Origin of the sequence: Paenisporosarcina sp. TG-14 (genome assembly GCF_000297555.1) — a bacterium.
GTDB classification, from domain to species: domain Bacteria; phylum Bacillota; class Bacilli; order Bacillales_A; family Planococcaceae; genus Paenisporosarcina; species Paenisporosarcina antarctica.
Genome location: NZ_AMGD01000052.1, coordinates 1 through 16,926 on the forward strand (window position 1 = coordinate 1; position 16,926 = coordinate 16,926).

General features: G+C 36.7%; 15 protein-coding genes. All 15 read right to left on the reverse strand.

What is annotated here, in order from left to right; genetic code table 11:
- Positions 1-2,181 (reverse strand): VWA domain-containing protein (locus C406_RS0114050; RefSeq protein WP_017381283.1); only part of this gene is annotated, 2,181 nt, incomplete at its 3' end.
- A complete protein-coding gene (locus tag C406_RS0114055) occupies positions 2,165-3,934 on the reverse strand; it encodes a vWA domain-containing protein (protein ID WP_017381284.1) in 1,770 nt (589 codons plus the stop codon). The genes C406_RS0114055 and C406_RS0114050, both read right to left, overlap by 17 nt.
- A gap of 12 nt (positions 3,935-3,946) precedes the next feature.
- A complete protein-coding gene (locus C406_RS0114060) occupies positions 3,947-4,822 on the reverse strand; it encodes a DUF58 domain-containing protein (protein WP_017381285.1) in 876 nt (291 codons plus the stop codon).
- Positions 4,819-5,811 carry an AAA family ATPase gene (locus tag C406_RS0114065; protein ID WP_017381286.1) on the reverse strand — a complete coding sequence of 331 codons (993 nt, stop codon included), beginning with the start codon at positions 5,809-5,811 and terminating at the stop codon, positions 4,819-4,821. Before C406_RS0114065 ends, C406_RS0114060 begins: the two co-directional genes overlap by 4 nt.
- Positions 5,812-5,823: 12 nt before the next feature.
- Positions 5,824-7,215: a hypothetical protein gene (locus C406_RS0114070; protein WP_017381287.1), complete on the reverse strand. Its 1,392-nt coding sequence runs from the start codon at positions 7,213-7,215 to the stop codon at positions 5,824-5,826.
- A gap of 15 nt (positions 7,216-7,230) precedes the next feature.
- Positions 7,231-8,076 (reverse strand): ABC transporter permease, encoded by an 846-nt coding sequence (locus C406_RS0114075; protein ID WP_017381288.1) that lies wholly within the window; start codon positions 8,074-8,076, stop codon positions 7,231-7,233.
- Positions 8,073-9,008 (reverse strand): ABC transporter ATP-binding protein, encoded by a 936-nt coding sequence (locus C406_RS0114080; protein ID WP_017381289.1) that lies wholly within the window; start codon positions 9,006-9,008, stop codon positions 8,073-8,075. The genes C406_RS0114075 and C406_RS0114080 overlap by 4 nt, the downstream gene beginning before the upstream one ends.
- Positions 9,005-11,425 (reverse strand): hypothetical protein, encoded by a 2,421-nt coding sequence (locus C406_RS0114085; RefSeq protein WP_017381290.1) that lies wholly within the window; start codon positions 11,423-11,425, stop codon positions 9,005-9,007. Before C406_RS0114085 ends, C406_RS0114080 begins: the two co-directional genes overlap by 4 nt.
- A gap of 118 nt (positions 11,426-11,543) precedes the next feature.
- Complete coding sequence (locus tag C406_RS0114090) at positions 11,544-11,951, reverse strand: phage holin family protein (protein ID WP_017381291.1); 408 nt, start codon at positions 11,949-11,951, stop codon at positions 11,544-11,546.
- 365 nt (positions 11,952-12,316) lie between these two features.
- Positions 12,317-13,435: an N-acetyldiaminopimelate deacetylase gene (locus C406_RS0114095; protein ID WP_017381292.1), complete on the reverse strand. Its 1,119-nt coding sequence runs from the start codon at positions 13,433-13,435 to the stop codon at positions 12,317-12,319.
- A 9-nt stretch (positions 13,436-13,444) separates the two neighbouring features.
- Positions 13,445-14,158, reverse strand: coding sequence for a 2,3,4,5-tetrahydropyridine-2,6-dicarboxylate N-acetyltransferase (gene dapD / locus C406_RS0114100; protein ID WP_017381293.1), 714 nt, complete (start codon positions 14,156-14,158; stop codon positions 13,445-13,447).
- Positions 14,159-14,230: 72 nt separating this feature from the next.
- Positions 14,231-15,121, reverse strand: a complete 891-nt coding sequence (locus C406_RS0114105; protein ID WP_017381294.1) for a LysR family transcriptional regulator — start codon at positions 15,119-15,121, stop codon at positions 14,231-14,233.
- Between the two features lie 108 nt (positions 15,122-15,229).
- Positions 15,230-15,673 (reverse strand): cyclic-di-AMP-binding protein CbpB, encoded by a 444-nt coding sequence (cbpB, locus tag C406_RS0114110; protein WP_017381295.1) that lies wholly within the window; start codon positions 15,671-15,673, stop codon positions 15,230-15,232.
- Positions 15,674-15,789: 116 nt separating this feature from the next.
- Positions 15,790-16,029, reverse strand: coding sequence for a hypothetical protein (locus C406_RS0114115; RefSeq protein WP_017381296.1), 240 nt, complete (start codon positions 16,027-16,029; stop codon positions 15,790-15,792).
- Positions 16,030-16,089: 60 nt separating this feature from the next.
- Positions 16,090-16,860 (reverse strand): 2,4-dienoyl-CoA reductase, encoded by a 771-nt coding sequence (gene fadH, locus C406_RS0114120; RefSeq protein WP_017381297.1) that lies wholly within the window; start codon positions 16,858-16,860, stop codon positions 16,090-16,092.
- Between the last annotated feature and the right edge of the window lie 66 nt (positions 16,861-16,926).

Below are 16,926 nucleotides of genomic sequence, written 5' to 3' on the forward strand. Positions count from 1 at the left end.
CGCCCATGCTGGGCACACTAAAGTGTCAATTTCTTCTCCCGCTTCATTGACAGCCACAATGTCTAAAAATGTAGATTCACCTGATGGATCAGAGACTGAAAATGAGCCATCTTCCGACTTTCGAATATCGAATGGAACCTCACTATATGAAGGTAACAACTTTGAGACAGCAGTATTCCAAAAATTTCCCCATTGATCAAACCGTGCAAAATCCCCACTCCAAGATCCTGTTGAATCAGATGTGTAAGCAATTGTACGGCCAAGCCCATACATCCATTCTGCAATGACAGGATCTTCTTTTGTGCTTTCTGCAATGACAGTCGCCGTTTGTTTGGCAGTCGTTGCAATATAAGCATTGAACTGAGGAACACCATCAGTAAACAAACTTGTCCATGTGTCGTCCCCTCGGATTGTTGGATAGAACGGATTGTCCTCAATATACGTTCTTGAAATCATTACAGTTTCTCTCGATAATATTGCTGGGATAGTAGATTCATCCATGACATCATAAAAACGGCCCGTTCCGTATTGCGCAAGTTCTTCGAGTAGAGCACGGTCAGCATCTTGTCCAATAGCAACGGTAGATAATGTTATATTGTTACCTAAACCTTCTGTAATAAGTTCTTCATAATCATTTTGAGTGGCTGATTGCCCATCTGTTAATAAAATGATATGTTTTCTTTGCAATTTTAAATCAGTCAATCTTTCGTATGCCAAGTCTAGGCCCGGGTAAATTTCAGTTCCTCCACCGAGCGATATAGACAATATTTTTTCTACTGCTTGTTCTTTATTTGTTAATTTTTTAGCTTCGATTATTTCCCAAGGTTGATCATCAAAGGCAATAAATCCAAGCGTATCATCTTCACGTAATAACTCGACTGAACGCGCTGCCGCTTCTTTAGCAAGTTCAAATTTATTACCAGACATACTACCAGAGCGATCCATTACAATGATGAGTCCAAGGGAAGGCAATTGTTGCTTACCTTTTACTTCCATCTCAACAGGAAGAAGTTTTTCAATAGGCGTTTTAAAATATCCACCTAACCCATAACTGTTATCTCCCCCAACCATCATAAACCCGACACCAAAGTTTTTAACGGCTTGTTCGATAACTGTCATTTTTGCTTCACCTACTTGATATCCAGGAACGTTATCAAAAATGATAGCATCGTATGATAAGTAATTAGACAAATCCACAGGCAAGTCTGAAGCCACTATCGCATCAATTTTCACCACATCTTGATCTATATAAGTTGGAATGGGCGATGTGAATTTATCACTACTAACAATTAATAATTTTGGTGCACTTTCCACCATTGTCACGCTTGTTAATTGGTTATTCTCAAGCAACGCATCTTTCGCAACATTTAACTTCACTTGGTACTTTAACAGTCCCTCCCCAATGGAAGCATGGCGGAGTGTGAAGGTATTACTACCTGACTCAATTTGTACTGCTTGTGTAGAAATAAATGTATCATTTTGAGAAAGAATGAGTTCGCCTGTTATCGCTTTAGTAGACTCCACTTGTACAATAAGTTGCTGCTGTTCCCCTTCAAATGCTACTGGTGGTGTTTCAAAGCTCGTAATGGCTACGTCATCTGATTGGGGTTGATTTAATAAGTACGTGTCAATTTCAACGTCACTAGCAGCCATACGTGACAACTGATCGGAAACCAAACCACTATTTTCTAATCCGTCAGATAATAATACAATACGCGTTGCCTTATGCTGCTCTGCTAAGTTAGTGGCAAGTTGAATACTTTCTGAAATATTTGTCTTGCTTCTATCGTTAGACAGGATAAATTTAGGCACATCCTCAGTTAGTAAAGATAAAGGAACTTGGGTTTGAATTTTACCATCAAAAGAATATAGACCAACTGCCTGGTGATCTTTCTTTTTTGCAAGTGCTTGAACTAGAAATTCTGTTGACTGGGGTTCGGTTCCTACTGTTGAATCTGAAGCGTCCACTAGAAATAAAATTTGCTCTTCTTCTATAGGTATCAAAATAGTTGGCATTGACATAGCAAAAATTAGTAAACACACTGCACTAACTCTAAGCAGGAAAATAATCGTATATTCGTGTGATAATTTCTTGTTGTTTTTCCACCAATAAAATGCAAAATAGACAGCTGGTAAAAGTAATAATAATAGCCAAATAGGCGATTCAATTCGTAATCCCACGACGTCTTTGCACCTCCCATTCAATCAATAACAATAAAATAATGAGAAGTAAAAACCAAGAAACTAACGAATTTTTCACCGTCTCTTGCGCGCCTTGTTGTGAAGCTGTTCCGATAGCAAACGAAGTCCCGTTTTTTATATGTTTTTCTTGTTGTTCTAAAGCAACTGCAAACTGTTTTTCGATTTGTCCAGATTTTATATCATAAAGTCCTGGTCGACTTGGTGCTACAAATTGACTACCATTTTGAATAGTCGTGATGTATTCACCTGAAACTGAAAAGACTTCCCATTCACCTTTTGTTTCATCTGATACTAAAGAAAGTGACTTTCGTTGATTTGGAGAAAAGGTTCCAATAATGTTACTGTTTATTGACATCTGTTCTCTTGCGCTCCATAAAAACAAAGGAAATGAGGGATGGAGAGGCCAATCGGTCATCTGAATATCAGACAAGATAATCAAATCACCTCTACCAGAGCGTTGGATAAACGGTTTACCTTCCACATATGCAATAGTCTCATAGTCTTGAAATGGTGGATACACACTGCTTACAAAAATATCCTTCATATCTGCATAAGCAAACACATCATCTCGCGTGGTGGTAATCATCCCATTAACTTCTTTAGCATTTTCATCATTTCGTCCAATTAACAACACAGGTGATTTTGAGGAAACGAGTTGAGACGTTTGATTCGTCACGATAATTGCTTCATTAGATAAGTCCTTCAATTGTTCTGTCGGGACTGTGCTCACAGGAATATCCATGGATTGAAATGCAGCAGATACAAGATGATGTAAATTTGCGTCGACATAGGTTTGAGATGTTTCTTGCTGCAAAAGAACGGTAGACTCATTATCTATAGCATAGTCATCTTCAATTTCAAGAGAAGCTGTTAAGGCACCTGCATTCTCTAAATTTTTAAACGACAAGGACAACGTATCTTTGGAAGGAATCACAACTGTTTCTTTGATTATCATTTCTCCACTTGGCACAGACCTGATTTCAAAACTACCTCGTTGTTCAATTGTGGTTTCATTTGAAAGTTGAGCAAGTGCAGAAATTCCTTTCTCAGAAGATGTAGCTGCAAAACGCAAAATGGAGACGTTTTTCAAGTTCTCAGCTCCGCCTTTTACAAACCATGTTATATGGTCATTCTCCAGAGGAAGTTCACTGCGCTCTAGGTGATCAGTAAACAAATATATAGAGGTTTCTGTACCTTTTAGAAGAGATTGTGTGAAATCCAACACCTTAGGTAAATGTTCTTGTTCGTATTGTACTTGTAACTTACTAATAGTCGATTGAATAACTGAAACATTCGTTTCATTACGTAATAGTATCGTCGGCTCTTCACCAGTAATTATTAGTGTTAATGGTTTTCTACCTAGCTGCTCTGATAAATTCATCATCTCTTTTTTGTGTTTGTCAAAGACCGTTTCCCCATTTACCGTGGCTAGCATCGTGGCTGAAGTATCCATTACCCAAATAATGTGTTCGCCAGCAATCGCTTTTGATTTAAGAAAAGGCTGCATCAATGCGAGCATAAGTAAAATTAATGCAAGCATTTGTAAATAAAACAAGGCATTGCGTTGCAAGTATTGTAAATAAGGAGAGACTTTCGTTTCTTGCATCACAGTTTCCCAAAACATCGTCGAAGAAATTGATTTCTCTTTATATTTTTTACGAAAAAAATAATACAGTAGGACAGTGATCGGAATGATCATCGTCCATAAAAATGCTATTTGTCCAAAGCCCATGGATTGATCACCTCAATTTATCCAGTTTGACCGAATCATTTGATGGAATAAGATATGACTGATGTCATCCTTTGTTTCTACCTTTAATGTGTGAATACCAAAACGACGACAAAGTGCATCAAGTTCCATAAAATGCTGTGTTCTTTTCTTTTCATAGTCTTCTACGATTCCCTTAGATACTGAAACATTTAATCGATTGTCTGTCTCAAGATCAATTAATTGTAAGTCTCCCACATAACGTGGGGCCACCTCGTCACTTGATTGCACCATAATCAAACGAATATCTTGGGAAAATCTCGGCATTTTGCGCAAACATCTTTCCCACTCTATTATTGGTTCTAATCCATCAGTAATGATAAATAACACGGTGCAATCTTTGGCAATATGCTGTATTGCTTGACTTGTAAATAATTTGCTACTTGTAGGCAAATTCAAATTGGAAATATACGATGAATAGGCTTTTCGGTACACAGCACCTTTTCGTCTAAAAGGGACTAACTTATCCTCACTGGGTGTAGAAAAAGATAATCGATCATCTCTCCCTAATACAAGCTGTCCAAGTGAACTAGTTAACTGTTTTGCTAACAGCCACTTTCTTTCTTCCTGCATGGACTTAGTACTGTCGAGTATGATATGCACACGCATTTCTTGCTCATCTAAGAAACGTTTGATGAAGTATTTATCCGTTCTCGCAAACACATTCCAGTCGATTTGACGCACATCATCGCCCGGATGATATTCTCTAAAGTCCGAAAAGTCCAGAGACGATCCAAAACGCATCGATCGATGAGACCCTTTATGCTGACCGCGCAATTTCGATTTCGTCGCAATTTGTAAACGTCCAATTTTAGCAGACCAATCTTCCGGTAAAATGGATGTTCTTTTCATGAGTACTGCCCTTGTTTAACGGTATGAAGTAAACTTTCAAGAATGGAATCCGTTGTTTTACCCTCTGCTTCTCCTTCATAATTTAACAACAATCGATGTCTAAGTGCAGGCTTTGTAACTGATTTTATATCTGCAATCGAAACATGATAACGTCCAGCTACAAGGGCACGTGCTTTAGCTAAACGAATTAAACTTTGAAGTCCTCGGGGGCCACTGCCATATTGAACATATTTTTTGACATCTTCAAAGGCGTCATCATTTGGATGTGTAGCTAAAGTTAAATCAATTGCGTACGCAAGCATATCGTCAGCGATTAATACCTCTTTGACCATCTGTTGAGCAATGATTAAATCTTCAGCATTCATGACTTTTTGAAGATGAATTATTTTTGCTCCTGTTGTCCTCAAAATAATTTCTTTCAATTCTTCTTTTGTAGGATATTTCACAAGAATTTTACATAAAAAACGATCCATTTGTGCTTCTGGTAGAGGATATGTTCCCTCCATTTCAATTGGATTTTGCGTAGCGAGCACAAAAAATGGACGTGCCATTTGTTTTGTATCGCCAAGGACCGTTACCGTTTTTTCACCCATCGCTTCGAGCATTGCACTTTGCGTCTTTGGTGTTGCTCGATTAATTTCATCTGCTAAAACCATTTGACTAAAAATTGGACCTCGCTTAAATGAGAACGTTTGCTTACCATCATCTGAACGCTCAATCATACTTGTACCTGTAATATCCGAAGGCATTAAATCTGGTGTGAATTGGATGCGTGAAAATGATAAGTCTAAAACATCTGAAATGGTCCGAATTAGCATCGTCTTACCTAAGCCTGGTAAGCCTTCAAGTAAAGCATGACCATCTGCTAAAACAGAGAATAAGGTAAAATCGACCGCTTCTTGCTGACCAACGATAAATTGTCCGATTTCTTGTTTGACTTGATTTAAGCGTTGACTCATTTCTTCATAGTGACCAGGTGTAAATAACATGATAGACCCCCATTATTCGTTTGTTTCGAGTGACGAAAAATAATCTTGAACAATTCTTTGTAAGTCTGGTGGTAATTGAAGTCTGTCAGAACTCTTTAAGTAGGAATCTTTATAAGACCCAACAACTTCACTATAAGGTTTAACCATACCTTTCGTGACCGGCACTGCGCTTTCCGTCTCCTCTGCTGATGAACCTTCACCTATCTTCCCACTATCGACAGTTGATTGGCTAGATCCACCTAGTCTTGACGGAACCGATAATAAGTCTCGACTTCCTGAACCTTTACCAGCACCTGAACCTTGACCTGCTCCACTACCAGTTCCACTTCCTGAACCCTGTCCTAGTCCTTCTCCTGCTCCTTGACCTTCTCCTTCTCCTTCTCCTTGCCCTTGTCCTTGTCCTTTTCCTTGTACTTGATTTGCACTTTGACCGGGAGTAGCCAGATTCCCAGTTGCTTGCCCTTGACTAGTTGCTTGTGATTCAGGTTGACCATTACTTTCACTAGAGTTTGTTGGGCTCGTTTGACCTGTAGTAGTTTCTAGCGGGTTTCCAGTTGATTTCCCCAATTTACTTATTGCCGTTTGAGTTTTTCCCGATTGTTCTGCGAGATCCTTTGTCGCAGTTTTTAAAGAAGCTAATTCTTTTTTTTCAGCTGCTGTCAAGTCACTTTTCGCATCTCCAAGTTGCTCAAATGTCTGTTGTTTTTGCATAAGTTTTTGTTCACGCAATTGAAGTTCTTTTTGCTTTTTAATTAATTCTCGTAGTGCTTCTTCAGTTGTTTCTGTGTTTTTTAAGTCATTTTCTAATTGTTGAAGTTCTTTCTTAAGTGTTTCAGAAGCAGTTTTTTTAATCGTTTTCGCCACTTCTTTTTTTATCTGTTCAACCAATTCTTTTTCAATTTCAATATCTTTCGCTTGAAGTTGCGTCGTAGATGGGAAGGTATTTAAAATAAGTAGAAAAGTGAATATAACGCCAATCCCAATTAATGATTTAATACGCCATAGATCCTTTTTTCTCAGTTTAAATAAATCGAAAGCACGAATACTAGAACTAACTGTTTTATCACGAAGAGTTACTAGCAATCCAGAATCGTCTTCAGGAGCGTGTAAAGCAGTTAATAATAAGTTATCAGGAAAGTATTGATCAAACTGGATTAATGAAGAATTGTATGACTGCTTAGTAAAAATCCCCCTAACAACAACAACTCCAAAACTAATGATGCCTGCACAAAGTGCCCAAAGCGCATAATAAGGTAAGACAAATAACCGAGAACATAAATAAATAACTGCAGTAACTACGAGACCTACAAATAATGCAGTTTGTGTGACTCGAAAGATATGTTCGCTAATTAATCTTCGATGAACATTTTTTACAGACGCTATTATTTGATCTCGGCTATTCATGTCGTACACCTCCTTTTATTTTGGTCGATTCATATTAACACGTAATTTTTTAATAGAAATTGTAATGGCTGTTGCTGCTAATACTACATAAAAAATAGTGAATCCTGCCCATACAGGAAAATCAATTTGCGTCAATTCAGTTACAAATTCCTCAGTTGTTGGATTTAATAAAGTGAAAATTAGAATACCCGGATTAATACTTGCCCAAAAATGAGCTATTGGGGATGGACTTTGTATGGCTCCAGTACCCATCATGTTTACTTGTACAGTGATCATAAAGAAAAAAGCAGTAACGATTGATAAGAAAATCATCGTCCCATACGTCGCTATCATTGCGACAATTGTTTTTCTAGTGATAGTAGAGAACATGACACCTATGCTTCCAACGGTAATCATCGTTAAAAGAAAGAATAAAAATATTAAACCTAATTGACTGGGTGATATTCCTCCAAACAAGAAAACTAAACTATATATTGGTAATCCAGCAACTAACATTAGCAACAAAAATGCAATAGATGAAGACAATTTACCAAGAATAATCTGCATTGAGCTTTGAGAAGTTGTTAATAACATGTTCAACGTTTGTTTTTCTCTTTCCGTACTGATTGTCCCTGCTGTTAAGCCAGGCGTAATAAACAAGATAAGACCTAACTGAATATACGTTAATAAGCCAAATAAGATAAAACTTTGGTCTGGTTTAAAAAATCCCGTACCGCTAAACGAAGTTGTTAAAAAGATAAAGCCGAAAACGAAAATACTCATAGCAATTAAATAAAACAAAATACCTGTAAAACTTTTAAGCGACCTGAAGCGGAGCTTTACTTCTTTAACGAGAACAGGGTTATTTACATTGACTCTCATACAGTCTCCACTCCTTTTGTAATTTCCATAAAGACATCTTCTAAATCAGTTTCTTGTTCAGCAAATGATAAAATCGACAAGCCCTCTTCTAAGGCATGTTTTAATAAACGCATTTGATCATCTTCTGTACCACGATATTTAAATGTGATTATATGTTTTTCAGGAAACTCTTCAATACCCGTTACAAAAGGATCTTCTTCAAAGTAACCCGCTGCTCGAGTTGTTAACCCTTTTAATTTGACAGTAATAAGTCGCTCTCCTTTTAGTTGTGCTTGTATATCTGAAACCGAGCCGTGAGCGATAAGCTTTCCACCATCAATGACACCAATTTCATCACACATTTCTGCAAGCTCTGGCAAAATATGAGAAGAAATTAGAATAGTTTTACCCATTCCTTTTAATTGTTTTAATATTTCACGCATCTCTACACGAGCACGAGGATCCAAACCTGATGCGGGTTCGTCCAAAATCAATACTTTAGGATCATGAATTAAAGCACGAGCTAAACACAAACGTTGTTTCATCCCTCTGGAGAGTAAATCTACATACTCATATCGTTTATGAGACAAGTTTACCAGTTCTAATAGTTGTGGAATGAGTTCTGCTCTTTTGTCCACGGAAATCCCGTAACTAGCACCATAAAAGTCCAAGTATTCATCTGCTTTTAATTGATCATATACTCCAAAAAAGTCAGGCATATAACCGATTTGTTTACGTACTTCATGCGGCTCAGTTTTAATACTTTTCCCATTGATAAACGCATCGCCGGCTGTCGGCTGTAAAAGTGTAGCAAGTATTGAAAATGTCGTGGATTTGCCAGCTCCGTTGGCACCTACAAATCCAAAAACAGTCCCTTCACTTAAAGTTAAATTTAAGTCATCCAATGCATAAAATGCACCATATTTTTTGGTAAGTCCTTTAATTTCAATCATTTTTGGACCTCCCCTTTCAAACGCAATTCTGGTAAACGCGTATACTCATCTCCGTTAGAAGATTGTTTATTTACTTTAAACCGAACAATTCCTTCAGTTGTAATGTATTGGTTTACATTTTCATTAATCATAAATCTTCCGCTTTTTACTTCTTCAAATGCTTTCGTGGAAACATTATAAATCTCGACGGAAATTGAAGAAGTATCTGTATTGGCAAGTTGTAATTCAGTCCAATTGACTAGATCTAACGGAATATTAGTCGGCATATTCAATTCATATCGGTAAGATCCATTTTCCATCATCCACTCAAAATTACTTTCACCCATTTGTTCATAATAAGATGATGATTCTTCTGAACTAACTTCAATTTCAAATGAAGTAGCTGGTAGTGTAAACTTACCAGCGAAAATAGTCTCCGGTGTAAAAGGTTGATACACAACATTAATTGCTGACATCTCTGCACGGGCGTCGGTTAATTTGACAGGCACAATAGCATCTTCTGTATGTGCAACAATGGCAGGATCAGTTGATCGTTCACTAGTCATTTGAGATAATCGAATTAAACTATTTTTTCGTTCTTTTGGTAAATCACTTGCTTTCATCGTTTGCGATAAACCCATGTATTGTGAACCTGACGCAGAGGCAATAGGTAACAAAATCGCAGAACCAATCGATTCATTTACTTGGATGGATTCGTTGGGTGCTAAATCACCAAGCCCAATCATCTTCGTGCCTGACCATATTGCTACATCTTTTAATGCAAATGGAAACTCGTTTTTTACCGATCCACGAACAATCCCACTTTCCACTGTTAAGTCGATTGCAAAATTTCCGACATCCTTAATATTGGACTCCCCTAATATAGTCGATACAGACCAATATCCTACGTCACGTACCGTTAATTGATTTTTATTTGCACTTTCTTGCAAAATAGACGTTGACTGTGCACTCCCATTGGATGATGAAAAAGAATTCATTCGTTTAGTTGCCACCATTGTTGTCCCTGTTTCAGCTTCGAAAGTAAAATTACCACTGCGATTAGACAACAAAGATTCTAAATAATAACCCGAAAGACTAGCATCTTCTTGAACTTCATATAAACTTACTTGTTGAATCTGAGGGCGAACAAGACGATCTTTTGCTCCGTATGCGAAAATTGACGCTGATGCCAACACGGAAATAGCCGGAATAATCCACCATGCATGCTCTCTCTTATCTTTCCTTTTCAATAAAAAATATAATAATGGCCCAACCAAAATAATATAAAGAATAACAATTGCAATCATGAATGGAGTGGACACTTGGAATGAAGGGAATAATTCATTCGTTTGTCCTACTTCATAAGTCATTGACTCTTTAATCCCTTGATTTCCATAACTCATGTTAATTGGTGTTACAGAACCTACATTTGCTTTTTTTATTAATTCATTTATAAATGTTGTAGCATTATCTTCTTTTGAAAATGGTTCATCTCCAAGTGAGAATGAAGTTTGAATAATTGTGCCTTTTCCAAGTGTTTTTGATGCTGCGAGGGGTTGATTTTCTGATTGAATTAACAAACGAGACTCATTATTTAATGTTGCTTTGAACACAGAAATATTTTCAGCAAATTCTTTTTTATTTGCAAAACTAGCTAGGATGTCTTTAGAGATTTCTGTACGCTCATCCATTAAAGTAAGTGGTAAGTGAGAAGATATAAGACCTAACTCAGCAGTTGTATTGTCTGATGCGCCTACAATAAAAACGCCACCAGTTTGAATCCATTGTATAATTGCATTTTGCGTATTTTCAGATAAATCGGCTAATACAAACTCATCTACTACTAAAAAATTGGCAGCACCATAGGCAGCGGCTGTTGTAGGGAAGTCAAAATCTTTTAATTGCGCAAGGTGAATGACTTGTGTGTCTGACATATTATTAAGTTTTATTGTAGAAAAAGGTTTTAAACGATCTGCACTTTCGGTAAGTGTTAAAATAAAATTCGAAGAAGGATCATAAAAATTAGGTTTTATATTTTTATTCCCCTTGTATTCAACTTCTTTACCTTTCTCCCAACTATCTTGGTAAAAATAAAACATTTGTGTGCTAGTTCCAGAATAAGTATAGTCTTCTGATAATCCTGGTAAAGACAAATTAAGGGTTTTCGTTTCTCCTGAACCAATCGTAAAAGGAATAGCTTTTGCAGAACCAACAGTATAAGACTCCGAATAATCAATGACCAGGTCGCCAGAAAATTCATCGCCATTATTCACGACTGTTATCGTGAGCGGAAACCCTAGACCATGCTTTGCTTTATTTTGGAACCCCGCTTTAGCTTTTACATCTAATTGTGGTGCAGCGGTGGCTTCTATTAATGGAACAAAACTAAGTAATACTAATATACTTAACGCGAAACACCACCGAATACTTTTCTTCATATTTCTTCCCCCTTATCTCTATATTAATTAGTACGAAATGGCTACGTATAAGTTCCGAAAAATCAAAAAAATCATGATAATTAAAATTTATCATGATTTCAAAGTGAACGTATATTATTTAATCTTTTTTGTCTTTTGGTAGTTCGTCCTTCACTAACTGCTCAATATACTTAGTAATAGATTTTGGAATCGGTACACCGATATGATAAAGATTTTCTGTAATTGATAGGCCCTCCATTCCAATATAAAAATAAATAGCGATTGTTTTGAACACTGGAACATTCGAGTTAGTTAGCAAATCTAACCAATTCGCTAGAATAATAACTAACATAATAGAGGCTTTTCTTAGAAATCCTTTGAACCCCATTTTCGAGTTGAGTTTTCCTTTAATGAGCGCTTTGATTACCCCAGTAACAATATCTAATACCATAAACACAACGAGAATTGTCAGCAACATTTGCCATCCCCCAATTAAATACATGAACCATGATCCTAGGACTGAAATGATAAATAAGCTTTTTTCCACTATAAACACCTCCTCAAAATTTAAAAAGTGAGCATTTAAAAAAGCCCCTCTTTTGAAGGACTTTGAGCATGTATTCGGCATGTGAAATCCGTACAATTAGTTGGTGATTTATTAGCCATAACTTTTTTTGATCGATACCTGTTATGGTCAACAACTCCAACTAAACTATCCTTCAAATTAGTATATGATGTTGAGTCTAGTAATGACGCTATTATTTCTAAATTAAAGCAACTTTAATTCTACTTAGGTAAGGAACACGAGTAAGTTTTTATAATATTTTGCCAATTTTGATTTTCACAATAAAAAACCTTCATTTTATGTTTATATTCAAACATAAAATGAAGGTTTTTTTATTTAAATTGAATTTAAAGAGAGCGTATATATGATTCTGCAAAAGGGACGAGATAATCAATCACTTTTTCATCTGGGTTGAGCTTGGCGTTGTGTAAACCATATGAAGAATCAACACCTGCCCAAAATAACAAGCCGGGAATTTCTTGTAAGAAGAATCCGAAGTCTTCACCTGTCATCGCCGCATCACATTGTATAGAAACTGTTGATGCATCTAGCTTAGCAAACGACAAAAATTCTGATGTAATCTCTGGAGTGTTGAAAACTTGATAATATCCTGAACCATAGTCAATTTCAACTTTACATTCAAAAGCAATTTCAGTCGCTCTACACAATGCTTCAATTCTATTTTTCACCGTTAGCATCGTTTTTGCATCCATCGTACGGATCGTTCCTTCTAATCTAGCATGACCTGAAATAATATTTTGAACCGTCCCAGAAGTCATCTTTCCAATCGTCACTACTGCTGAGTCAAGTGGATTGATGGAGCGACTAACAATAGTTTGAAGTTGCATCAAAAGACTAGCAGCAGCTATTGTCATATCTTTTGTTCGGTGTGGAAAGGCTGCATGTCCTTCAACACCATGAAGATCTATAAATAATTCTGACGTATTCGCAAATAATAATCCGGGACGAGTTGCAATAGTGCCAACAGGATACTCTGGAGCGACATGGAAAGCTAAAATCACATCTGGCAGTAAATCTTGATGGTGTTTTTTTAACCACTCTCGCATCGGCAGTGCTCCACCTGGTCCTTCTTCAGCAGGTTGGAAAAGAAAAACCATGGAATCGTTAATGGGTGATTGATTAATTTGTCGTAACAGTCCTAGTGCGACTGTCATATGTATGTCATGTCCACATGCATGCATATACCCTTCATGGGTTGATTGAAAAGATAGAGAGGTCTGTTCACTTATTGGAAGACCATCCATATCTGTTCTCCATCCAATCGTTTTGTTTGGATTTAGACCTTTAACATGGACTACAATACCTGTTCTCCACTTCACAATTGTTAATCGTTGTTGATTTAGCGCATGAATTTCTTCTAATAAATAGGCTTGTGTCTTAAATTCTTGAAAACCTGTCTCAGGAATTTGATGTAACTCACGTCGTATTTGTTGAAGAGTTTTCATCATCGTTTCCTACAATTGACGAAGTTCGTGCATAATTTCAGTTTTCGATTTCGTTTTATCATCAATTTCTTTAATAACTTTAGCTGGCATTCCAGCAACTACTGTATAAGGAGGAACATCTTTTGTAACAATCGCGCCGGCTGCAACAACTGAACCTTTTCCAATTTTTACACCTTCTAAAACCACAGCGTTTGCACCAATAAGAACATCGTCTTCCACTATTACTGGCATAGCTGAAGGAGGCTCAATTACACCTGCTAGCACGGCTCCTGCACCGATGTGACAGTTTTTACCGACTGTAGCACGTCCTCCTAAAATAGCACCCATATCTATCATTGTGCCGTCGCCAATTACCGCTCCAATATTAATAACAGCACCCATCATAATAATACAGTTATTACCTATTTCTACTTGATCACGAATAAAAGCACCTGGTTCTATACGAGAGTTAATCCCTTTTAAATCTACTAATGGAATAGCAGAGTTACGACGATCATTTTCTACGACCACGTCCGTAATTCTATCTTTATACGTAGCTAAAGCAGGTTCAATTTCAGACCATTCACCGAATAACACAAGTGAATTTCCTTCTCCAAATACTTTTGTATTTTCACCGAAAGATATCTCTTTTAAGTCTTTACCATTTACATAAACCTTTACAGGTGTTGATTTTTTAGCGTGTTGAATATAAGAAATGATTTCATATGCATCCATTTGTTTCATAAGTTAATAATCTCCTTTTCTATTGCAAAATATGGTCCTATTGTACAGGAAAGTGAGTCACAATACACGCATTTAATCTGAATAATCATGCAGTATTTTTGCATGTTCTTGCACAACATCAACAAAAGCTTCTACTTGTCGTAATTTAAAAGCTGAGTCATATCCTATTAACCAAGTATCACGCGTCAATTCAAACTCTTCTGCTTGATTGGTTAAGGGAATTTTATTAACTTTTTCTAACCCATTTAATGTAATTGAAGGTAATATCGCATAACCTATTCCATTTAACGCCATTTGTTTGCATGTTTCAATTTGATCTACTGTTATTTGACGCCTTGGACTTGAAGAAAAATGCCTTTGCCACCAAGCTTGAATTTCTTGGTAATAGTTTGAGTCACTTTTAAATTGAATAAAGGGACGGTCAGTTGACAGCACATCTTGAACTTCTTTCAATTCTTGGTCTACTAAGTAGAGAGTATCGCGGAATAAATGAATTTTTGTTCCTTTCCACTCTGTATGGCCTCTGACAATTCCAATATGGGCTTCCCCATCATAAAGAGCTTTAACAATTTCTGAACTCCATCCTGTAATTAGAGAAATCTTTGCTTCTGGGTACTTCGTGACAAAATCTTTTAATACCATCGGCAACCAATTTTGTCCAACGATAGAAGCGCAAGCAATTTTCAATGTTCCATGAACCTTTGAGGTTAATGAATGAATGATTTCAAAAATTTCTTCTTGCTTAGCAATGCTATCAATAGCAAACTGGATCACTATTTCACCAGCAGGAGTAGCTGTAAGTCCTTTTTGAGATCGCAGAAATAGCTGTGCTCCCCATTCTTTTTCAATTGATTGAAGACGTTGGGATAGTGCAGGTTGAGATAGGAAAAGTCGTTCCGCAGCTTTTCTCATATTACGCTCTTCTGAAAGAATTTTAATGATTTGTGATTCATTTGTTGTCACCCATATCACACCCTTTACAGAAGTCTTCAATTCATAATCTTGGAAATTCTTTATTAATCGAAAAAGAAGATCTCCTATAGAGACCTCCTCTTATTTTTGTAACTGTACCTACTCATTATTTTGATACATATGTTTTTTTAGTTGTTTTAATACTACACGTCTCGTTAATATACCTAAGAATGTTTCTTCATCATCTACTACACATAAAAAAGGATGATTGATTAATAGGTCGAGTCCTTTTTTAAACGTTTCGTTAATATGAATGGATGGGACAGGTGAATGCATTACAACGTCGACTTTAAAATCTGGCAAACGTTCATACTCAATGTGATTTAGTCCTAATATGGAATCAGTAATCATTGATGTGCTAACTAATCCTTTTAAACGATATTTAGAGTCTAATACTGGGATAGATGAATAACCTGTTTTTGTTAATACTAAGAGGGCATGTTCTGCACTATTTCCTACTTGCACATGTGCAACTTTTTCTGATGAGATAATGAATTCTTCGATATGCATTTCAAAAAAATCTCTGCTTGTAACCGAAATCATACACTTCTACTCCTTTTTCTGTTCAACTAACAAACAGCATACTACTCTATTATCATATCATATTCTGTTACAAAACATAAAAGTAAACGTTTTAATCATAAATAAAACTTCTTCACCTAATAAGGTGAAGAAGCTACATAATAAGCTATAAGAATTGTTACAAACACCAGTGCAGTCAGGTAAACCCAAATAATTGGATTTAGTACAAAAGGATGGTCTTTCATAGTTTGTGGGATCGGTGAATCATTTACTTCCTGTCGTTTCCTGTCAAACACCATAATCCTCCAAGTTGCGTAAAACCCAATCGCACTGATAATGAAAATTACGAAAACCAATGGCCAAGCCCATATACCCATAATAAATCCTACCCTTTCAATGAAGTAATCTTAGTATGGGTAATTCCATGAATTCTACGCTTAAAATGGAAATTTATTTAACCATTGACCGCCATCCATTGTGACAATTTCCCCATTCATATAAGCTCCTTTTTCAGAAAGCATAAATGCAGCAAGATCAGCAATTTCTTCAGGACGTCCAAGTCGACCAAGCGGTATAGATTTAAGTGTTCGTGCAGCCGCCTCTTCAGATTCCCACAGTTTTTCAGCTCCACCAGTTCGTTCAATAGGTCCCGGTGCTATCCCGTTTACGCGAATCCCATATTGAGTTCCCCATTCAACCGCTAACGTTCTCGTTAATGACATTACGCCTGCCTTCGCAGCAGCAGAGTGAGCAACACCTGCTCCTGCATTCCACGCATACGTTGCTAACATATTTAGGATAGCTCCTTTTGACTCTTTTTCAATCCAGTAGTTTCCGACTGCTTGTGAACAATAAAACGTTCCATTTAAAACAATGTCAATCACTGACTTCCATCCATTTGGTGATAGCTTTTCAGCATGGACAATAAAGTTACCAGCAGCATTGTTTACAAGTCCATCAATTCTTCCAAACAGCTCGTCTGCATATTGAACCATTGCCTTCACATGCTCTGGTTCACGGACATCCATTTGAAAAATACCTACGTGACTAAAATCATGAGAAATTGCTTTTTGAGCAGTTTCCAAACGCTCTAAATCACGTCCAGTTATGACAACGTTTGCTCCTTCTTCTACAAAGCGTTTCGCCATGTAAAAACCCATTCCACTTGATCCGCCAGTAATAATAATTGTTTGATCTTTTAATAACATACTAATTCCCCCTTTTATATTTCTGAATATTCATTCATATACTTATTATGACATTACTATCGTACA